At 63.5% G+C, this 20,231-nt stretch carries 14 protein-coding genes, 1 rRNA gene, 2 pseudogenes and 1 riboswitch (1 of these 18 running past the window's edge); of the genes and pseudogenes, 9 read left to right on the top strand and 8 right to left on the bottom strand.

Translation table 11 applies throughout. The annotated features are described in order from the left end of the window. A 16S ribosomal RNA gene (locus ACTGJ9_RS08950) occupies nt 1-1,138 on the bottom strand; it reaches 351 nt to the left of the window's first position. A gap of 1,030 nt (nt 1,139-2,168) precedes the next feature. On the opposite strand from ACTGJ9_RS08950, the pseudogene ACTGJ9_RS08945 reads away from it, so the two are divergent. The 3 genes and pseudogenes from ACTGJ9_RS08945 to ACTGJ9_RS08935 all read left to right on the top strand — a co-directional run bounded on the left by ACTGJ9_RS08945 (nt 2,169) and on the right by ACTGJ9_RS08935 (nt 5,172). After that, nucleotides 2,169-4,243, top strand: a pseudogene (locus ACTGJ9_RS08945) (M23 family metallopeptidase). 171 nt (nt 4,244-4,414) lie between these two features. Continuing rightward, nucleotides 4,415-4,777 carry an SPW repeat protein gene (locus tag ACTGJ9_RS08940; RefSeq protein WP_456676764.1) on the top strand — a complete coding sequence of 121 codons (363 nt, stop codon included), beginning with the start codon at nt 4,415-4,417 and terminating at the stop codon, nt 4,775-4,777. 128 nt (nt 4,778-4,905) lie between these two features. Next, nucleotides 4,906-5,172 (top strand): hypothetical protein, encoded by a 267-nt coding sequence (locus ACTGJ9_RS08935; RefSeq protein ID WP_456676763.1) that lies wholly within the window; start codon nt 4,906-4,908, stop codon nt 5,170-5,172. Nucleotides 5,173-5,258: 86 nt separating this feature from the next. Here the strand turns inward: ACTGJ9_RS08935 and clpB are convergent, their stop codons facing one another. Next, complete coding sequence (clpB, locus tag ACTGJ9_RS08930) at nt 5,259-7,898, bottom strand: ATP-dependent chaperone ClpB (protein WP_456676762.1); 2,640 nt, start codon at nt 7,896-7,898, stop codon at nt 5,259-5,261. A 243-nt stretch (nt 7,899-8,141) separates the two neighbouring features. Between clpB and ACTGJ9_RS08925 the strand changes: the two genes are divergently transcribed. Continuing rightward, nucleotides 8,142-8,930 (top strand): MOSC domain-containing protein, encoded by a 789-nt coding sequence (locus tag ACTGJ9_RS08925; protein ID WP_456676761.1) that lies wholly within the window; start codon nt 8,142-8,144, stop codon nt 8,928-8,930. A 112-nt stretch (nt 8,931-9,042) separates the two neighbouring features. Here ACTGJ9_RS08925 and ACTGJ9_RS08920 read toward each other — a convergent pair whose 3' ends face one another. Further along, nucleotides 9,043-9,696 (bottom strand): NlpC/P60 family protein, encoded by a 654-nt coding sequence (locus tag ACTGJ9_RS08920; RefSeq protein ID WP_456676760.1) that lies wholly within the window; start codon nt 9,694-9,696, stop codon nt 9,043-9,045. 215 nt (nt 9,697-9,911) lie between these two features. On the opposite strand from ACTGJ9_RS08920, the pseudogene ACTGJ9_RS08915 reads away from it, so the two are divergent. Continuing rightward, nucleotides 9,912-10,774, top strand: a pseudogene (locus ACTGJ9_RS08915) (alpha/beta fold hydrolase). Between the two features lie 108 nt (nt 10,775-10,882). Here the strand turns inward: ACTGJ9_RS08915 and metW are convergent. Beyond that, nucleotides 10,883-11,545: a methionine biosynthesis protein MetW gene (gene metW / locus ACTGJ9_RS08910; protein WP_456676759.1), complete on the bottom strand. Its 663-nt coding sequence runs from the start codon at nt 11,543-11,545 to the stop codon at nt 10,883-10,885. Nucleotides 11,546-11,547: 2 nt separating this feature from the next. Continuing rightward, nucleotides 11,548-12,750 carry a homoserine O-acetyltransferase MetX gene (metX, locus tag ACTGJ9_RS08905; protein ID WP_456676758.1) on the bottom strand — a complete coding sequence of 401 codons (1,203 nt, stop codon included), beginning with the start codon at nt 12,748-12,750 and terminating at the stop codon, nt 11,548-11,550. Nucleotides 12,751-12,843: 93 nt separating this feature from the next. Then, nucleotides 12,844-12,923: riboswitch (SAM riboswitch) on the bottom strand. A gap of 186 nt (nt 12,924-13,109) precedes the next feature. Here metX and ACTGJ9_RS08900 point away from each other — a divergent pair. The 3 genes from ACTGJ9_RS08900 to ACTGJ9_RS08890 are packed head-to-tail and all read left to right on the top strand — an operon-like array spanning nt 13,110 to nt 16,019. After that, nucleotides 13,110-13,958, top strand: a complete 849-nt coding sequence (locus ACTGJ9_RS08900; protein ID WP_456676757.1) for a chorismate mutase — start codon at nt 13,110-13,112, stop codon at nt 13,956-13,958. Between the two features lie 34 nt (nt 13,959-13,992). Next, a complete protein-coding gene (hisC, locus tag ACTGJ9_RS08895) occupies nt 13,993-15,087 on the top strand; it encodes a histidinol-phosphate transaminase (RefSeq protein WP_456676756.1) in 1,095 nt (364 codons plus the stop codon). Continuing rightward, complete coding sequence (locus tag ACTGJ9_RS08890) at nt 15,084-16,019, top strand: prephenate/arogenate dehydrogenase family protein (RefSeq protein WP_456676755.1); 936 nt, start codon at nt 15,084-15,086, stop codon at nt 16,017-16,019. The genes hisC and ACTGJ9_RS08890 overlap by 4 nt, the downstream gene beginning before the upstream one ends. A gap of 113 nt (nt 16,020-16,132) precedes the next feature. Here the strand turns inward: ACTGJ9_RS08890 and ACTGJ9_RS08885 are convergent, their stop codons facing one another. The 3 genes from ACTGJ9_RS08885 to ACTGJ9_RS08875 all read right to left on the bottom strand — a co-directional run bounded on the left by ACTGJ9_RS08885 (nt 16,133) and on the right by ACTGJ9_RS08875 (nt 19,500). Next, nucleotides 16,133-17,701 carry a hypothetical protein gene (locus ACTGJ9_RS08885; RefSeq protein WP_456676754.1) on the bottom strand — a complete coding sequence of 523 codons (1,569 nt, stop codon included), beginning with the start codon at nt 17,699-17,701 and terminating at the stop codon, nt 16,133-16,135. A gap of 279 nt (nt 17,702-17,980) precedes the next feature. After that, a complete protein-coding gene (locus ACTGJ9_RS08880; protein WP_456676753.1) occupies nt 17,981-18,199 on the bottom strand; it encodes a hypothetical protein in 219 nt (72 codons plus the stop codon). Nucleotides 18,200-18,315: 116 nt separating this feature from the next. Further along, nucleotides 18,316-19,500, bottom strand: coding sequence for a DUF2125 domain-containing protein (locus tag ACTGJ9_RS08875; protein WP_456676752.1), 1,185 nt, complete (start codon nt 19,498-19,500; stop codon nt 18,316-18,318). A 110-nt stretch (nt 19,501-19,610) separates the two neighbouring features. On the opposite strand from ACTGJ9_RS08875, the gene ACTGJ9_RS08870 reads away from it, so the two are divergent. Continuing rightward, complete coding sequence (locus tag ACTGJ9_RS08870; protein ID WP_456676751.1) at nt 19,611-20,222, top strand: gamma-glutamylcyclotransferase; 612 nt, start codon at nt 19,611-19,613, stop codon at nt 20,220-20,222. The last annotated feature ends 9 nt before the right edge of the window (nt 20,223-20,231 follow it).

Here is a 20,231-nt window from a genome sequence, read left to right as displayed (position 1 = left end):
GTCATCCCCACCTTCCTCGCGGCTTATCACCGGCAGTCTCCTTAGAGTGCTCAACTAAATGGTAGCAACTAAGGACGGGGGTTGCGCTCGTTGCGGGACTTAACCCAACATCTCACGACACGAGCTGACGACAGCCATGCAGCACCTGTGTTCCAGGCTCCGAAGAGAAGGTCACATCTCTGCGACCGGTCCTGGACATGTCAAGGGCTGGTAAGGTTCTGCGCGTTGCGTCGAATTAAACCACATGCTCCACCGCTTGTGCGGGCCCCCGTCAATTCCTTTGAGTTTTAATCTTGCGACCGTACTCCCCAGGCGGAATGCTTAAAGCGTTAGCTGCGCCACTAGTGAGTAAACCCACTAACGGCTGGCATTCATCGTTTACGGCGTGGACTACCAGGGTATCTAATCCTGTTTGCTCCCCACGCTTTCGTGCCTCAGCGTCAGTACCGGGCCAGTGAGCCGCCTTCGCCACTGGTGTTCTTGCGAATATCTACGAATTTCACCTCTACACTCGCAGTTCCACTCACCTCTCCCGGACTCAAGATCTTCAGTATCAAAGGCAGTTCTGGAGTTGAGCTCCAGGATTTCACCCCTGACTTAAAAACCCGCCTACGCACCCTTTACGCCCAGTGATTCCGAGCAACGCTAGCCCCCTTCGTATTACCGCGGCTGCTGGCACGAAGTTAGCCGGGGCTTATTCTTGCGGTACCGTCATTATCTTCCCGCACAAAAGAGCTTTACAACCCTAGGGCCTTCATCACTCACGCGGCATGGCTGGATCAGGGTTGCCCCCATTGTCCAATATTCCCCACTGCTGCCTCCCGTAGGAGTTTGGGCCGTGTCTCAGTCCCAATGTGGCTGATCATCCTCTCAGACCAGCTACTGATCGTCGCCTTGGTAGGCCATTACCCTACCAACTAGCTAATCAGACGCGGGCCAATCTTTCGGCGATAAATCTTTCCCCGTAAGGGCTTATCCGGTATTAGCACAAGTTTCCCTGTGTTGTTCCGAACCAAAAGGTATGTTCCCACGCGTTACTCACCCGTCTGCCGCTGACGTATTGCTACGCCCGCTCGACTTGCATGTGTTAAGCCTGCCGCCAGCGTTCGCTCTGAGCCAGGATCAAACTCTCAAGTTGGACTTGAACTTTGAACCGGCTGATCACAACGTTTGACGAGGTCCCACCATTCATCGCCGACCGAAGTCTGCGAGCTGCCTACGATTCACATCGTTGGCAACGATGGTGTAACCTTTGAAACGTGTACCGCCGAAGTCTTTCGTCCGGTCTCGATCAGAAAAGCCGAAGCTTTTCAGAAGCGAGACCCGCAAGGACTCCGCCGTCCACGTTTCTCTTTCTTCATCTTCACTTGTCAAACAGCCCGGGACCAGGAGGCCCCAACCTTCCAGAGTGGAAGGGTTCCGACACCCCTACCGACGACGAATGGACTCCAACCGATTTGTGTCGGCTGTTGTGTCACTCAACAAGGTGAGGAGCATCAGTGGCGCGTTCGCTCGCCTTGGTCAGTGACCCGGCGGCGCCGCGCTCAGTGGTCGGGTTATAGGCCCCCCCGCCCGGGATTGTCAACGCCCATCGTCAACAAATCGTCGCACAGCGGATCGTCGAAAATAATCGAGCGATTCCAGTCGATTAGAGAACCATGGAGGCGGCGGCGCGAAGCCGCCCGGCAAAAAATCTGAAAAAAGTTTGGCCTTCAGGGGGCTTGGAAGGGGCTCCGAAGGGGCTCCGAAGAGGGGCGTCGGATGGGCCTGGAGGAAATCCCGGAGGCGGCTTGCGGCGACCCTCGGCCTAAGCCCCTGCGCCGGGCCGTTCAGGAAAGTTTTTCCATATTCGACGCCGTACTAGAGCCACAATCCCGCGGCGTTCTGGTAAAAGACAAGCTTGAATCGCGGGATGCCAGTGGGGGCTGCCGGCGATTTTCATGGGGTTCAGAGAAGGCGATCCGATGACGCAGCCTTCTTCGGACATTCGAAAGACATCGAGAGACCTTCACCTGCCTTGCTGTTCGTAATTTCGGACGGGCCCTGATCGGGGCCTACTGAGCGCGAGCACCTGTGCGGCACGGCTTTTTCCGCGATCCCCCTGCAAGAGGGCGACCGGGAAGAGGTTCGAGGCGAAGGGGCTCGGGTCGTTGATTGGGGGACTTGGGTTGAACCAGAGGACGTCGCGCGGCGCTTATGGGCGTGAGACCGGGATCATCGATCTCGGCCACGAGCCGCCGCTGTCGGTCGATGGCTCCGAGGCCGCAGTCATCGATCGCCGTCGCGTCTCGGTGCAATGGTTCAGCGGCACAATTCTGACCGGACTCTGCGGCGCAGCCCTGATCGGCGGCGCCGTTTTCGCATCTCTCGACGGCGAAATGACCTTCGCCAAGGTGCCGGAGCGGGTCGAAGGCGCGCTGCGTGGCGCATTCGGAGCTGCCGATCGCGCCGCCACGCTGCACAAGAGCGACCGCCTCCCACCGCCGAACGACTCCACCGCCTCGCGCAACATCGTGCGCGTCTCGACCGTCGCCCGCGTCGGCAACCGCGACGTGATGCGCGTGCGTCCCTTCATCCGGATCGCCGGCAATCTGTCGATGACGACGAGCGACCTGTCGGCGAAGATTCCGCCGTTCAATGCGCAGCGCATGCTCACCGACGTCGGCTCCGATCCGAAAACCGCGACCGACGATCCGAACAACCCTGAGGCCGTCGAGCCCGACGCCGAGGTCTCCTTCGTCACCAAGGACCTCTCGCCGGTGCTGCCGAAGGCCAAGATTTCCGCGGTGGTGGCGCTCGACGACATCCTGATGCGGGTGCGCGATGCCGCCAATTGGCGCGGCAATGGCGGGGTGCGCTACGCTTCGCTCGCCAATGCGACCGCCGACGTCTCCGGCGTGACCGGCCCGACGTCAACAGGTCCGACATGAAGATGGCCTACGCCACCGAAGTGTCGCCGTCCGATCCCTATGCCGGCTTCGAGACCCGCGTGGTGCCGGAAAACGTCACGCTGCTGCCGAAGACCAAAGAGCAGATCACCGGCGGCAATCCCAACGGCGAACGCGTCCATCTGGTCAAGAAGGGCGACTCGGTCGCGTCCGTGCTGCGCGACCTCGGCGCCACGCCGGAGGAGATCAAGGCGATCGCCACGACGCTCGGCCCCCGCGGCCGGGACGGCGGCCTGAAGGAAGGCGAGAAACTTCGCATCCTGATGGCGCCCGCAAGCCCCGGCGCCAGGCTGCAGCCCTATCGCGTCGTCGTCGCCAACGACACCATGGTCGAGGCGATCGCGGCGTTGTCCGATCTCGGCAAATACGTCGCGGTCGACGTCTCCAGCATGAACACCGTCGCCGATGCTGCGGCCAACGCCAGCAGCGACGACGATGATGAAGATGACGGCAGCGGCGTGCGGCTCTACCAGAGCATCTACGAGACCGCGATGCGCAACAAAGTGCCGATGCCGGTCATCGACGACATGATCAAGATCTACTCCTACGACGTCGATTTCCAGCGCAAGGTGCAGCCGGGCGACTCGTTCGACGTGTTCTACGCCGGTGAAGACGAGGGCTCGACGGCGGTCGACAAGAGCGAAGTGCTGTTCGCCTCGCTCACGGTCGGCGGCGAAACCAAGAAATATTATCGCTACCAGAGCCCCGACGACGGCGTCGTCGACTACTATGACGAGACCGGCAAGAGCGCGAAAAAGTTCCTGGTCCGCAAGCCCGTCAACAGCGCCATCATGCGCTCCGGCTTCGGCGGCCGCCGCCACCCGATCCTCGGCTATGTGAAGATGCACACTGGCGTCGACTGGGCCACCGCCTACGGCACCCCGATTTTCGCCGCGGGCAACGGCGTGATCGAAAAGGCCCAGCTCGAGGGCGGTTACGGCAAATACGTCCGCATCAAGCACAATAACGGCTACGAGACCGCCTACGGCCATATGTCGGCCTTCGCCAAGGGCATGGAGCCCGGCAAGAAGGTGCGGCAGGGCCAGGTCATCGGCTTCGTCGGCTCGACGGGCCAGTCGACGGGCCCGCACGTCCACTACGAAATCCTGGTCAACGGCCGCTTCGTCGACCCGATGCGCGTGAAACTGCCGCGCGGCCGTTCGCTTGAGGGCCCGATGCTGTCAGGCTTTGAGAAGGAGCGCGACCGCCTAGACGGCATGATGAGCGGCCGCAACGGCGCCATCGCCCGCATGTCCGATGCCACGGGTGGGCCGCTCCAGGTTACCAACCGGTAGGTCTGACCAGCCGCACAATCGCCAAGCGTGCGCTGCCTCTCCTCAATTCCCTGCTTCAATTCTCTTGCTTGAATTTTCTCTCTTGCTTGAATTTCCTGGAACCGCCTGGAACCTCGCGGGCAGCACGCCCGTTATTTTGCTGCCAGGGGCAGGGCTTTACGGAGCATTGCCATGGAGAACTGGACCAACGCAAAATTGTGCGATGTCGCAAACTTGGTCCTCGGCGCATTCCTGTTTCTTTCGCCGTGGATCTTCGGCTTCGACGCCGGAAGGGCTTCCCAGAACGCGCATATCGCGGGCATCGTGATCGCAATTTTAGCCATCGCGGCGCTCGCCGCCTTCGCGGTGTGGGAAGAGTGGCTGAACCTGATCGTCGGCCTGTGGACGCTCATTGCGCCTTGGGTGCTTGGCTTCCAAGGAGCCAAGACGGCGATGACGATCCACATCGTGGTCGGCATCGCAGTCGCGGTGCTTGCCGCGATCGAACTCTGGATCATGTCACAGAACCCGCCGCGCCTGACCACAAGCCGCTAGCAGACCGCATCCCGCCCGCGCCCAACGCGGGCGGAGCCGCGCTTCCTGTGGGCGGAACCAACCAACGGTCACCACGATTTGGTTTTTTGGGGCGGTTTCCTGCCCCTCAGCCAAGAGGAGGACAATTCATGCAGCGCCTCTCGCGTGACGACGTGGTCAAGGCCGTTAGCAGCGCTGATGACGTCACGATTGCCCAGATCATCGGAACCGGCGCGACAGTCGAGGAGCTTGCCGAGGCCCAGGCATGGCTCGCCAACGACGAGCCCATGATCAACGACCTCCGTCCGTTGGCGCAGGGCCGCGTGCGCGAGCTCGTGGATATCCTGTCGGAGCTTGAACAGGAAGATGACGAGGAAGGTCCGGCCGATCCCGGCTCTGCGTCCGCCGTCAGTTAGCAAGCCGACCGGACTAACCAAAACAATTCGCCCCGGAGAAGCAAGACCTCTCCGGGGCGGTTTTCGTTTTGCCGTGAGCACGACAATCAGTTCAGCTTGCGCTTCGATACAGGCGCTTCGAACTGGGCGATCTCAGCGGTTTGCGACGCCTTGCCGTTGAAGGTCAACACATTGCCTTCGGACGAAATCGCGACCGTATCGCCATCCCGGACGTCGCCGGCCAGGATCATCTCGGCGAGCGGATCCTGAAGATAGCGCTGCACCACCCGCTTCAACGGGCGCGCCCCGTAGGCGGGATCCCAGCCTTTCGCCGCGAGCCAGTCGCGGCCCGAAGCATCGAGCGTCAGCACGATCTTGCGATCGGTCAGCAGCTTCTGCAGCCGCGCGAACTGGATCTCGACGATCCGGCCCATTTCGCTCCTCTGCAAGCGGTGGAACAGGATGATTTCGTCGACGCGGTTCAGGAACTCGGGGCGGAAATGTCCGCGCACCATTCCCATCACCTGCTCACGCACGGCAGACGTGTCTTCGCCCTCGGGTTGATTCACCAAAAACTCCGAACCGAGGTTCGAGGTCATGATGATCAACGTGTTGCGGAAATCGACGGTACGGCCCTGGCCATCTGTCAGGCGGCCGTCGTCGAGCACCTGCAACAGGACATTGAAGACGTCCGGATGCGCTTTCTCGATTTCGTCGAACAGCACGACCTGATAAGGCCGGCGCCGCACCGCTTCGGTCAGCGCGCCGCCCTCGTCATAGCCGACATAGCCCGGAGGCGCGCCGATCAGCCGCGAGACCGAGTGCTTTTCCATGTACTCGGACATGTCGAGGCGAACCATCGCGGTCTCGTCGTTGAAGAGGTACTCCGCGAGCGCCTTGGTCAGCTCGGTCTTGCCGACACCGGTGGGGCCCAAGAACATGAACGAGCCGGTCGGCCGGTTCGGATCCTGCAGACCTGCGCGCGAGCGGCGCACGGCGGTCGCAACCGCACGCACGGCCTCAGCTTGGCCGACGACGCGCTGTCCGAGTTGCTCCTCCATTCTCAGGAGCTTCTCCTTCTCGCCTTCCAGCATCTTGTCGACGGGCACGCCGGTCCAGCGCGAGACCACCTGCGCGATGTGATTGGCGGTAACAGCCTCCTCCATCATCTCGCCGGAGCCATCACGCGCCTCGATCTCGGCGAGCTGCTTCTCGAGCTGCGGGATCCGGCCATAGGCCAGCTCGCCGGCCTTCTGAAACTCGCCGCGCCGCTGCGCGTCGGCCAGATCCACGCGCAGCGCGTCCAGCTCGGATTTGAGCTTCTGGGCGTCGGAGAGCTTGCTCTTTTCGGCGCTCCAACGCGCGGTCAGCGACGCAGATTTCTCCTCAAGCTCGGCCAGCTCCCTCTGCAGCGTCTCGAGACGGGACTTGGAGCCGAGGTCGCTCTCCTTCTTGAGCGCCTCCTGCTCGATCTTGAGCCGGATGATCTCGCGGTCGAGCGAATCCAGCTCTTCCGGCTTGGAATCGACCTGCATCTTCAGCCGCGCGGCCGCCTCGTCCACGAGATCGATCGCCTTGTCCGGCAGGAAGCGGTCGGTGATGTAGCGGTTGGACAGGGTCGTCGCGGCCACGAGTGCGGAATCGGTGATCCGCACACCATGGTGCTGCTCGTACTTGTCCTTCAGCCCGCGCAGGATCGAGATCGTGTCCTCGACCGAAGGTTCGCTGACGAAGATCGGCTGGAAACGCCGCGCCAGCGCCGCATCCTTCTCGACATGCTTGCGGTACTCGTCGAGCGTGGTCGCGCCGATGCAGTGCAGCTCGCCGCGCGCAAGCGCAGGCTTGAGCAGGTTGGAGGCGTCCATCGCGCCATCGCCCTTGCCCGCGCCGATCAGCGTATGCATCTCGTCGATGAACAGGATGAAATTGCCGTCGCTCGCGATGACTTCCTGGAGCACGGCCTTCAGCCGCTCCTCGAATTCGCCGCGGTATTTTGCACCTGCAATCAGCGCGCCCAGGTCGAGCGACAGCAGCTTCTTGTCCTGGAGGCTCTCGGGCACGTCGCCATTGACGATGCGCAGCGCGAGGCCCTCGGCGATGGCGGTCTTGCCGACGCCGGGCTCGCCGATCAGGACGGGATTGTTCTTGGTCCGGCGCGACAGCACCTGGATGGTGCGGCGGATCTCCTCGTCACGGCCGATCACCGGGTCGAGCTTGCCGTCGCGCGCCGCCTGGGTCAGGTCGCGGGCATATTTCTTCAGCGCGTCATAGGCGTTCTCGGCAGTCGCGGAGTCCGCGGTGCGGCCCTTGCGCAGCGCCTCGATCGCGGCATTGAGATTTTGCGGCGTGACGCCGCCCTTGGCGAGGATGGCGCCCGCCTCACTGGTCTTCTCCAGTGCGAGACCGAGCAGGAGCCGCTCGACCGTGACAAAGCTGTCGCCGGCCTTCTCGCCGGCCTTTTCGGCCGCATCGAAAGTGCGCGCGAGCTCGGGCGCCAGATAGATCTGGCCGGCACCGCCGCCACTGACCTTCGGCACCTTGTTGAGGGCGTCCTCGGTCGCCTTCAGAATTGCGCGGGAATTGCCGCCGGCGCGGTCGATCAGACCGGCAGCCAGCCCCTCGTTGTCGTCCAGCAGCACCTTCAGGAGATGCAGGGTCGAAAACTGCTGATGCCCTTCGCGCATCGCGAGCGACTGCGCGGACTGGATGAAGCCCCTGGAGCGTTCGGTATACTTCTCGATATTCATGGTCTTTTGTTTCCCTCGGCCTGCCCCTGGGGCCCTCTAAGGCACCCCAAACGGCATCTTCATTGGGTTTCCGCTTGATACGTTGACGTTCCTCAACGCATCAGCGGTCGTTATCAGCCGACGCTGGCGCCGGCCTGATCCAGATGTGGGAAGCCTGCGCTCGGATCGGAAGAGGCGCGTTCACAATTTCGTGCGCTGATCGGCCGGCTTGGCGGGCACGGAGCGAATCCCCTAAGTAGACCTATGACAACCAGCCAGACTGCCGAAATCACCGGTCTCTACCGCTACCCGATCAAGGGCCTGACGCCGGAATCCCTGGCCCGGGTCCCGTTGCGAACCGGCCAGACCCTCCCCGCCGACCGCCGCTACGCCATCGAGAACGGCCCGAGCGGGTTCGACCCCGAGGCTCCGGAGTGGAAGCCGAAAATCCAGTTTCTGATGCTGGCCCGCAACGAGCGGCTGGCGTCCCTCGACAGCCGTTTCGAGGATGCGACCAACCGTCTGACTATCCGCAAGGACGGCCAGATCGTCGCCAGCGGTGATCTCGAGACTGCGGCGGGGCGCGCCGCCATCGAGGGCTACTTCAAGGAGAATTTCCAGCCGGAGCTGAAGGGCCCGCCCAAGGTGCTGTCCGGCCGGGGCCACAGCTTTTCCGACGTCGCCCGCAAGGTCGTGTCCATCATCAATCTCAAAAGCGTCCGGGCCATCGAGACCATGCTCGGCGGCGTCGCCGTCAATCCCCTGCGCTTCCGCGCCAATCTCTACGTGAAGGGCTGGCCGGCCTGGTCCGAGCTCGACATGGTCGGAGAGACGCTCGCGATCGGGCAAGCCCGGATGAAAGTGGTCAAGCGCATCGTCCGCTGCCCGGCCGTCAACGTCGATCCGGCGACGGCCGTACGCGATCTCGAGATACCACCGACGCTGTCGCGCAATCTCGGCCACATGGATTGCGGCATCTATGCCGAGGTGGTGACGGACGGCGAGATCGGCGTGGGCGATGCGGTCGCGCTGGAAGCGCCGAAGCTGGTGTGACGCGGCGCTTTCTCAACAAATTCCGTCATTGCGAGGAGCGGAGCGACGAAGCAATCCAGAGTGCACCGCGGAGGGATTCTGGATTGCTTCGCTTCGCTCGCAATGACGAGCTTCAATTCGGCATCACATACGCATAGATCCGACCGCGCGAGATCGGCGCTTCGCGGACGCGGTTGCCGTTGTTGCCGGAGATCATGATCGGATTCCCCCGCGCGTCGATGCCGGTGATGATGCCGACATGACCGCCGCCGCGCCGCCCCATCACTGCGATGGCGCCGACCTGCGGACCGGAGACGCGAGTGCCGTAACGCGCGAACGAGCTCGCCATGTCGGAGCCGGTGCCCTGATGGCCGGTGTGTTGCAGCACCATGTTCATGAACCGCGCACACCACAGGCTGGCGCGCCCCGTCGGATTGCCGCCGAGATAGCGGCGCGCCTCTGACACGAGACCCGACCCGCCGCCGAAGCCCCCGCTTGCAGCCATACCGCCATTAGCCATGCCGCTATTGGCGTTGGGATTGTAGCTGGCCTGTGTGTCGGCAAAGCCGCTCGCCTGCAACTGCGCCGCGCTGCGCTCGAAGCGCGAGCTGCGTGCATGGTGACGATAGTGATGATGTCTGGCGTGATGCACGTAAGCGTGCCGCTCTGCGCTATGACGATGATGAGGCCGCGCTGAGGCCGGAGAAACGAACGCGGCAACCGCCGCGAAGAAGATCGCCAGCGCGACAACACAACGCGACAGGCGAGACGCAAACAACTCAAACATTCTTCATCCTTCGTTGACACCCCCACTTCCAATCAGCCCCTGCGGAGGCCGACATCCGTCTGGCCGTTAAGCCGCCCGATGTGGCGAGAAAAAGACGCCGCGGCCGCGAATAGCTGCGATGATTTTGCGTCAGTGCTGGCGCGAGGCTGCCTCATTGCGGACAAGGGCATTAACTGCGATCCTGAAGTCACGGCTTGAAGAGAGGGAAACGGTTAATGCCCCACGCCACGACCAGGGACGATGTCCGCATCTATTTCGAAGAAGCGGGTCAGGGAACGCCGATAATTTTTCTGCACGAATTCGCGGCCGACTACACCAATTGGGAGCCGCAGATGCGTTACTTCTCGCGCGGCCACCGCTGCATCACCTACTCCGCGCGCGGCTACACGCCATCCGATGTGCCGGCAGGCGAGGCCTACACCTACCAACATTTCTACACCGACGCGCTCGCGGTGCTCGATCATCTCGGGATCGAGCGCGCGCATCTCGTCGGTCTCTCGATGGGCGCCTATTCATCGCTTCAGATCGGCTTGAACGCGCCGCAGCGCGCGCTGTCGATGACGCTGGCGGGCGTCGGCTCAGGCTCGGAGATCGAGACTCTCGACAATTGGCGCAAGCAGTGCCGCGCCAATGCCGAGCAATTCGAGACGCTCGGCTCCGCCGAGGTCGCAAAAGTCACCCGCGAGGCGCCGAGCCGGATTCCATTCCTGGTGAAGGACCCGCGCGGCCACGCCGATTTCTACGCTGCGCTGGCGCGGCACGATTCCAGGGGTTCGGCCAACACGATGCGCGGATTCCAGGGCGGGCGGCCGTCGCTCTACACCATGACGGATGCGATCAGGAAGGTTACGACCCCGCGCTGATCATCTGCGGCGACGAAGACGATCCCTGCGTCGGGGCGAGCCTGTTCCTGAAGAAGCGCCTGCCGGCCGCGGGGCTCGCGATGTTTCCGAAATCGGGCCACGTCCTCAACCTCGAAGAGCCCGCACTGTTCAACGAGAGCGTGGAGCGGTTCGTGACGCTGGTGGAAGCGGGACGGTGGCCGGTGCGCGATCCCAGGTCGCTGCCGGTGCATTAGGGCGAAAGCGTTGCTTCGCACTCCGTCATTGCGAGCGCAGCGAAGCAATCCAGAGTCTTTCCGCGGAGGAATTCCGGATCGCTTCGCTGCGCTCGCAATGACGGGAAACTACTTTCCCTGTCCTCGCGTGAGCAAAAACACGCCCTGCTCACCGAACAGATTCCACACCCACCACGGCAGCCGCAGCCGCAGCGGCCGGCCGTAGAGGTCGAGCGCCTCGGCGCGCTCCATCTTGACGTGGATTTGGTCACAGAGCTCGACGAAATCCTTGATGGTGCAGAAATGGATGTTGGCGGTGTCATACCAGCTCGCCGGCAGATTCTCCGTGCGGGGCATGTGACCGCCGACCAGGAGCTGCAGGCGCATCCGCCAGAAGCCGAAATTAGGGAACGACACGATGGCCCGGCGGCCGATGCGCAGGAGATTCTCCAGCACGACCTTGGGCTGCCGCGTCGCCTGCAGCGTCTGCGACAGGATCACGTAGTCGAAGGCGTCGTCGGGATAGTTGACGAGGTCGGTGTCGGCGTCGCCCTGCACCACCGCGAGGCCTTTTGCCACGCAGCGGTTGACGCCCTCGCGCGACAGTTCGATCCCGCGCCCGTCGATGCCGCGGGTCTCCAGCAACTGAAGCAGATCGCCCTCGCCGCAACCGACGTCGAGGACTTTCGAGCCCGGCTTGACCATCTCGGCGACCAGCAGATGGTCGGCGCGAAACGGGCCGGACTGATCCGTCGCCAAGCCGCCCAGCGGCAGCACTTCCTGCCCAGACATCGCTAATCGTCCTTGCCGGTGAGCCCGCGCGCCTTGCCTGCCGATTGCAGGAAGGCGCGGGAGATGTCGAAGAATTCAGGCACGTCGAGCAGGAAGGCATCGTGGCCGCGATCGGTCTCGATCTCGGCGAACGACACCCGTGCGCTCGACGCGTTCAGCGCATGCACCAGCGCACGGGATTCCGAAGTCGGGAACAGCCAGTCGCTGGTGAACGAGACCACGCAGAAGCGCGTCTCGATTCCGGCGAACGCCTTCGCCAGCACACCACCATGGTCGCCGGCGATGTCGAAATAGTCCATCGCGCGCGTGAGATAGAGATAGGAGTTGGCGTCAAAACGCTCGACAAAGGACGAGCCCTGATAGCGGAGATAGGACTCGACCTGGAAATCGGCATCGAACGAGAAGGTTGGCAGTTCGCGGTCCTGCATGCGGCGGCCAAACTTGCGATGCAGCGCGGCGTCCGAGAGATAGGTGATGTGCGCAGCCATGCGCGCGACCGCGAGGCCGCGATGCGGATGGATACCCTGATCGGCGTAGGCGCCATTGTGCCAGTCGGGATCGGCCATTACGGCCTGACGACCGAGCTCGTGGAAGGCGATGTTCTGCGCCGAGTGCCGCGTCGAACAGGCGATCGCCAGCGCCGAGTAGACGCGCTTGGGATAGGCCGCAGTCCATTGCAGCACCTGCATGCCACCCATCGAGCCGCCGACGACGGCGAACAGCGTGTCGATGCCAAGCCGGTCGATCAGCATCGCCTGCGCGCGCACCATGTCGGGGATGGTGATGACGGGGAAATCCAGGCCCCACACCTTGCCGGTTGCGGGATTGATCGAAGCCGGGCCAGTTGAACCCATGCAGCCGCCGATCACGTTGGAGCAGATGATGAAGTAGCGGCTGGGATCGAGCGGACGGCCGGGGCCGACCAGCGTCTCCCACCAGCCGGACTTGCCGGTGACGGGGTGCACATTGGCGACGTGCTGATCGCCGGTCAGCGCATGGCAGATCAGCACGGCGTTTGAGCGATCGGCGTTGAGCTCGCCATAGGTCTTGTAGGCGATCTGGAACGGGGTGAGATCGATGCCGCAATCGAGCCGCAGCGGCTGGTCGGCGCCGAACTGCGCGACCTCTGAACTCGGATGATCGACCTCATGCGACCGATCGTCGGCACTGATCGCGGGACTGGGAATCGATTTGACGCCAACCATCTCTGACCATCGACCTCGTTTGCGATCGGACTTCAGATCGCGACTGACATCAGGCCATGAAAAACCCGGCCTGAACGATAGGTTCGGCCGGGATCGGAAGCGTCCCCGGCCTGTTTAGCGAGTTTTTTAACGTGGCTGCAAGCCGGCCGGCTCAAATGACCACGGAACAGGCAAAAACCTACTGGCTTGGGCGCTTTTCGTCAAGTCGCGGTCCGGATCAGCCAAATTTGCCCCCGTGCCGCCGGCCGAAACCACCCTGACTTCTCTTTGCATTTCTCTTTGCTTTCGCCGCCTATCCTGCCTAATCAGAACCTCGACGGCAGCCTCTCGACAGCACCTCGCAACAGCACCTCGCAGATATGTCCCAACGTCCGCCCGCGCCACCATCACTCCAGGAATTGCGCAAGGAGATCGATGCGATCGACGAGGGCATGCATCGCCTGTTGATGCAGCGCGGCGACATCATCGACCGCCTGATCCAGGTGAAGCAGACCCAGGAGGTCGGCTCGGCGTTCCGCCCGGCGCGCGAAGCCTCCATGATGCGTGACATCGTGCAACGCCATCGCGGCATCCTGCCGCTCGACACGGTCGAGAGCATCTGGCGCGTCATCATCTCCACTTTCACCTATGTCCAGGCGCCGTTCTCCGTGCATGCCGACATCTCAGTGAGCGAGCCGGCGATGCGCGATTCCGTGCGCTTCCATTTCGGCTTCACAGTCCCTTACGTCGCGCATTTCAGCGCGCAGGCCGCGGTCGAAGCGGTGGCGAAATCCAAGGGCGATCTGGCGCTGGTCTCGGCGACCTCGAGCCGCACGCCGTGGTGGCTGGAGCTGGAAGCGGACGGCGCGCCAAAAATCATCGCGCGACTGCCCTTCGTCGAGCGCGCCGACCATCCGGCCGCACTGCCGGTGTTCGCGATCTCGCGCGTCGCCGACAGCGCTGTGGTGACAGAGGTCGAGACCTTCAGTGTGCGAGTCTCGGGGTGGAACGCCGAGGTCGCACGCGCCCTGTCGCCGCTTGCCGAGATCGTGGCGGTGCCCGATACCGCCTTCGATGGCGCGGCGCTGCTGGTCTCGGTCACGAGCGCCACCAGCATCGACAAAATCAGGGCTGCCCTGATCGAAGCAGGAGCCTCGGTGCGCTCCACGGCCCTCGTCGGCAGCCACGCAACGCGCTATACGGTGCCCCCGACCGGGTCGAAATCGTAAATCGCGAACAGATCTGGCCTATCCGGAGTTGAAGATGTCCCGCCCCGTGCCGAATCCCGGCATTCTCGATATTGCGCCCTACACGCCTGGCAAGAGTCCGGTCGCGGAGCCGGGCCGCAAGGTGTTCAAGCTGTCGGCCAACGAGACGCCGTTCGGACCCTCGCCCAAGGCGATCGAGGCCTTCAAGCGCGTCGCGGATCATCTGGAAGACTATCCCGAAGGAACCTCGCGCGTGCTGCGCGAGGCGATCGGCCGTTCTTTCGGGCTCGATCCGAACCGCATCATCTGCGGTGCCGGCTCGGACGAAATCCTCAACCTGCTCGCCCACACCTATCTCAGCCACGGCGACGAGGCGATCTCGACCACACACGGCTTCCTGGTCTACCCGATCGCGACCATGGCGGTCGGCGCCAAGAACGTGATCGCGGCGGAGAAGAACCTGACCTGCGACGTCGATGCCATCCTCAAGGCGGTGACGCCGAAAACGAAGCTGGTCTGGCTCGCCAATCCCAACAACCCGACCGGCACCTATATCCCGTTCGACGAGGTCAAGCGCCTGCGTGCCGGCCTGCCGTCGCACGTGTTGCTGGTGCTGGATGCCGCCTATTGCGACTACGTCTCGCGCAACGACTACGAGATGGGGATCGAGCTCGTTGCGACCACCGAGAATACGGTGGTGACGCATACCTTCTCCAAAATCCACGGCCTCGCCGCGCTGCGTATCGGCTGGATGTTCGGCCCCGAGCACATCATAGACGCGATCAACCGCATCCGCGGTCCGTTCAACGTGTCGACGCCGGCCATGTACGCCGCCGTCGCCGCGATCGAGGACACCGCGCATCAGGCGATGTCGAAGCAGTTCACCGAGACCTGGCGCAACTGGCTGACCGAGGAGATCACCAGGCTCGGGCTGAAGGTGACGCCGGGCGTCGCCAATTTCGTGCTGATCCATTTCCCGCAAGAAGGCAAGACATCGGACGCGGCCGATGCCTATCTCACCAAGCGTGGCCTCGTGCTGCGCGCGCTGAAGAACTACGGCCTGCACCATGAACTGCGCATGACTATCGGCACCGAAGAGGCCAACCGCCTCGTCGTCGACGGCTTGCGCGACTTCATGGCCGGCAAATGAGCGTGGATCCGCACTTCAAGCGCGTCGCGCTGATCGGCTTCGGTCTGATCGGCGGTTCGATCGCGCGTGCTGCCAAGCTTCAGGGCCTGGCTTCCGAGATCGTCACCACCGCGCGCTCGGAGAAGACGCGTGCGCGGGTGCTCGAGCTCGGCATCGTCGACCAGGTCGTGGCGACCAATGCGGAAGCGGTGAAGGATGCCGATCTCGTCATCCTCTGCATTCCCGTCGGCGCCTGCGGGCCGGTGGCGCAGGAGATTGCAGGCTTTCTCAAGCCGGGCGCCGTTATTTCCGACGTCGGCTCGGTCAAGGGCGCAATCGTCAGGGACATGGCGCCGCACCTGCCGAAGAATGTTCATTTCGTGCCGGCGCACCCGGTCGCGGGCACCGAGCATTCGGGGCCGGATTCCGGATTCGCCGAGCTCTTCATCAACCGCTGGTGCATTCTGACGCCGCCGGAAGGCACCGACGCCGCCGCCACCGCGCATCTGCGCGCGTTCTGGGCGGCGATGGGTGCCAAGGTCGAGGTGATGACGCCGGATCATCATGATCTCGTGCTCGCGATCACCAGCCATCTGCCGCATCTGATCGCCTACACCATCGTCGGCACCGCCGACGAGCTGCAACAGGTGACGGAATCGGAGGTCATCAAGTTCTCCGCCGGCGGTTTCCGCGACTTCACCCGCATCGCGGCTTCCGATCCGACGATGTGGCGCGACGTCTTCCTCGCCAACAAGGACGCGGTGCTGGAGATGCTCGGCACCTTCACCGAGGATCTCGCAAAGCTCACCCGCGCGATCCGCCGCGGTGACGGCGAAGCGCTGTTCGATCACTTCACCCGCACCCGCGCGATCCGCCGCGGCATCGTCGAGATCGGCCAGGATTCGGCGGCTGCAGATTTCGGCCGTCCGCACGCGGCGCTGAAGAAGCCATAGCTGAAGTAGCCCGGATGGAGCGCAAGCGTAATCCGGGACCCGGTCGCCTGAGGCAAGATTCCCGGATTTCGCTTTTCGCTCGATCCGGGCTACCAGTCTGCGTGGCTCCCTTCCTAGAACGGATAGTACCGGATCTGCGTCATGACGATGTTGTCGTCGGTCTTGGGCGCGCCGCCGACACCGGCGAAGGCGAGCCGCTGCGTGTAGGAATACTGCACGCCGGCTTTCAGCGTGCCGTAATTGCCCTGGTAGAGGGTGTCGTAGATGCCGGCGGTGATCTGCCGGACTTCCCGGGTGTTGCCGTTACAGCTCGCGGCCGGCGTGTTCTCGGTGAAGCAGCCGGTGTTGTTGTAGAGGGGATTGCCGTAGCCGAACGGAGTGGTCCCGGCATTGGCAAAATTGGCCTTGGCCTTTTCCAGACCGGCGTAGCTGTAGACATCGAGGCTCGGCGTCGCGTGCCAGATCAGGCCGACCGCGGCCGCGGTGATCGTCAGCGGCAGCACCGTGCCGTCCTGCGCTACCGCCGCATCGGGGAACGGCGTCGCCGTGAAGCGGCCGAGCACACCATGCGCGCCGTAGAGCTGGAGGTCGAGGGTCTTCGGAATCAGCTCGGCGAAGACGTGGCCTCCGAAGCTGCCGGTGTCGTAGCTGTGGTTGGCGCCATTGAAGCGATCGAACAGCTGGCGATAGAGCGCCCAGGCCTCGACATGCAGCTTGTAAGGCCCGAGCCGCGGATCCCACGCCGCCTTGACGGTGAAATCAGGCACCTGGTTCAAGCTGACATTGTTGAGGTTGTTGAAGAAGCTGCCGCCCGGCCCGGTCAAATTGACCTGGAGGTTCGGGTTGAGCACGCCCTGCGGACCGACCGCGGGCGTACCGACCGTCGGCGTATTGCCGCCGAAAAATGCGGTCTGCGGATTCTCGACCGACGCGGCGAGCTTGAACTCGGGCCCGAGATCCTTCCAGACGCGAAGCCCGGGTTGCCGTGCCGCCAGAAATCCCGGAACGGATTCGAAGTCGATCACGCCGGGCGCGTCGACGCCGCGAGGATCGATGCCCGTCTTGGTCGGCGCATTCAGCGACCAGGATTGGCCGGCGAGGACGTGCAGGCCGAGATCGGTCCGGTCGAGCTCGATACTGAGCTGCCGCATCCGCGGATTGAAGGAGTTGGTGGCCACCGAGCTCGCCGTTTGCGCCGCGCCCTCGAAGTCGATTTCGCCGTAGCCCGCGAGATGCGTATCGAGATCGGCATTGCCTTCGGCCAGCACCGAGAACCGGCTCTGGCGCGCGGAGAAGCGCGTCTCCGGGAAGTAGAAATTGTGAGCTTGCTGATAGGGGATGAAATTGAACACCGAGCCGGTATCGGAGGCGATGTTGCGCGAGCGGTAGATGCCGGTGAGATCGATCCAGCCGCCGAATGTCAGCGTGACGCCCTTGTAGCAGACCTTGCCGCCCGCACATGCTTCGACCGGCAGCGCCTTGTAGGTCCCCGGCACCGGCATGACTTTGGCCTGCACTTCGACCTGGCGCGCCTTGCGCGCCTCCGAATCCACCTTCTGCTGCAGCTCCTTCAGCTTCGTCTTCAGCGCCTGGATTTCGGTTGTGACATTGTCGTCGGCACGCGCCTGTCCCGAACAGGCAGCGAGTAGTCCCAGCATCAGTCCGCAGTTGATGATCCGCACGTAAGCCTCCCTCCACTTGGGAAGCCGGTGCTGTTGGTTGCGCCCCCGGCGCGTGCATGCTTCCCTGGTGTGGAGTGATGCGAACGGGCGAGCTGTTATTCGCAGGCCTGGGCATCTTCTGCATCACGTTTTCCTGACGATCATGTTCGGAATATTCTCGCCGCTCGACCGATCCGCACGCGCGCGATTGCCGCGCTCGTGATGCAGCGCGCATTGGGCCCGACCGGGACATGGCCGGGCCCAACTCCGCGACGCGCAAAATCTCAAGGGGAATGGCGGCTATTGACCCTTGGTCGCGCGGATCACCGTGGGGCGCGGTGATTTCGCAGAAGGCACGTCAGCCATCGTGTCGCGCGTCGCAGGGCGCGCGAGATTGCGGTCGTTCGGATACCGGGCTTCGTAGGCGGCACGCTCGTGCGATTGCCACTGCGCGAACGCAGGCGTCGCGAGTGCGGTCAAAATGGCGATGGCGCCAACGCACAGCCTGGATGTCGTCATGGTATTCTCTCCTGCTGCCGACATGGAGCGAAACCGGGCTTTACGGCTCCGCATTCCCGGCGGACGTTCACGATTCAGCGAAGCGACCGTGACGTGGCCATCGGGAGCAACGACAGCTAGTACAGGGGCGGAATCTGGCCGACCTGGATCGGGCCAAGCAGCACGGCGCCGTCGACGAACTTCAGCGGGAAGCTGCGGGCCTTCTTGCCCTCGAGCGTGCTCTCGGTGCCGATCGAATTGATGCCGGCGGCAACGCCGGCGTTGGCGTTCTGCTTGATGACCTTGCCGAGGCCGGGGACGGCACGGTCGAGTGCCCCAAAGAGATTGTTGAGGTCCTTTGACTTCACGCCGGGCGCGACGCGATCGAGTGTCGCCTGCGGCACGCCCTCTTCCAGCATCTTCTCGATGCCGAGCGCCGGGATGACGCGCTCGAGACCGGTTACCGTCATCTGCAATTCGCCATCCAGTCGGCCATTGGCCGAGAGGCCCAGCGTGCCGGCCGCGACCGCGATCGTCTCGCCCTGCTGGATCCGCGACTGTACGATCTCGATGTGGCCGCCGGCGGCCTGGATTTCGCGGAAGCGCTGCGGCCAGGGTTTTGGGGTGAGGTCGGAAAGCCCGGTGATCTTCGCGCGCGTGTCGGCTTCGAACGGCTCGGCGAGGAGGGGATGAACGCCCTGGATGCTGCCCTGCGCGATCTGGAGCACGGTCTCGATAACAGGATGATCGGCCGGCGATCCATCCGCGATGCGCCCATGCAGTTCAATCTGCTTGGCGCGCGCGAGCGGCACCTGCACCGAACCGTCGAGCCTCACGATGCTGGGGTCATCGAACACGATCGAGGCGCGTTCCGGGATAGCCGGCAAGCCGATCACGCTGCTGCGGCCGTTGCTCCAGTTCACCACGAAGGTGTTTTGCGTGACGCCATCGGTCAGCGTTGCCGGCGCGGAAAACTCGGCGATGACGTGCTTGGGATCGTAGACCTGCGCCACAACCAGAATGTCGTCGAGCTTGGCCGTGAACGGCGTCTTGCTCGCATTCTGCGAGACCAGGGCGACGCTGGCGCCGGAGCACCGGACCTCGAAGCGGAATGGGAAGCCGGCAATCGAGCGCTTGGCGCAATCATAGATGCGGCCGGATTTGGCTTCTTGCGCGCGCCAGGCATCGGCCGCAACCTCGGCCTGCGAGGCCGCATAGAACCAGAAGCCGCTCCAGGCGGCCGCGAGAATCAGGAGGAGGACGGGAGCAATGAAGAGCCCCCAACGGGAGCGCCGGCCTGCGGCAATAGTCATATTGGACATGCGGCGACCCTTTGATCCCAGATTTTGTCAAATGTAAGCGAGGCTGGCCCCGGCCGAAAGGCGGAGAATTCGCTTCGCTTGGGGGCACGGTTCTGGTAGCCGTGCCCGAAATGTCGGAAATCACCCTCCCCTCCGCCACCTCCGCCAAGGGCGATCTCTGGGTGTTCGGATACGGATCGCTGATGTGGCGGCCGGGCTTCGAATTCGAGGAGCGCGTCCCGGCGCGGCTGGTCGGCGAGCATCGCGCGCTCTGCGTCTATTCCTTCGTGCATCGCGGCACGCCGGAACAGCCCGGCCTGGTGCTTGGGCTCGACCGTGGCGGCGCCTGCCGCGGCATCGCCTTCCGCGTCGCTGAAAAGAACCGTGCCGACGTGGTCGCCTATTTGCGGGCGCGCGAGCAGGTGACGTCGGTCTATCGCGAGGTGATGCGCTCGGTGTGGCTGGAGAACGAAGCGCGTGAGCGCGTCTCGGCGCTCGCCTATGTCGTTGATCGCGGCCATGTGCAGTACGCCGGCCGGCTGTCGCTCGCCGACCAGCACCGCCATGTGCTGCAGGGTCACGGCCAGTCCGGCGCCAACCGCGACTACGTGACGGCGACCGTGAAGGCGATCGAGGCCGAAGGCTTTCGCGACACTCAATTGCATCAGCTTGCGGCGATGCTGCATGGCGACGCGCATACGCTGCACGCGCCGGCTCCCGCAGAAGATCGAGAGAACCGCTAGACTAGCCCG

It is taken from the genome of Bradyrhizobium sp. RDM12 (genome assembly GCF_051917485.1).
GTDB lineage: Bacteria > Pseudomonadota > Alphaproteobacteria > Rhizobiales > Xanthobacteraceae > Bradyrhizobium.
This window is presented reverse-complemented; position numbering and strand designations above follow the sequence as displayed.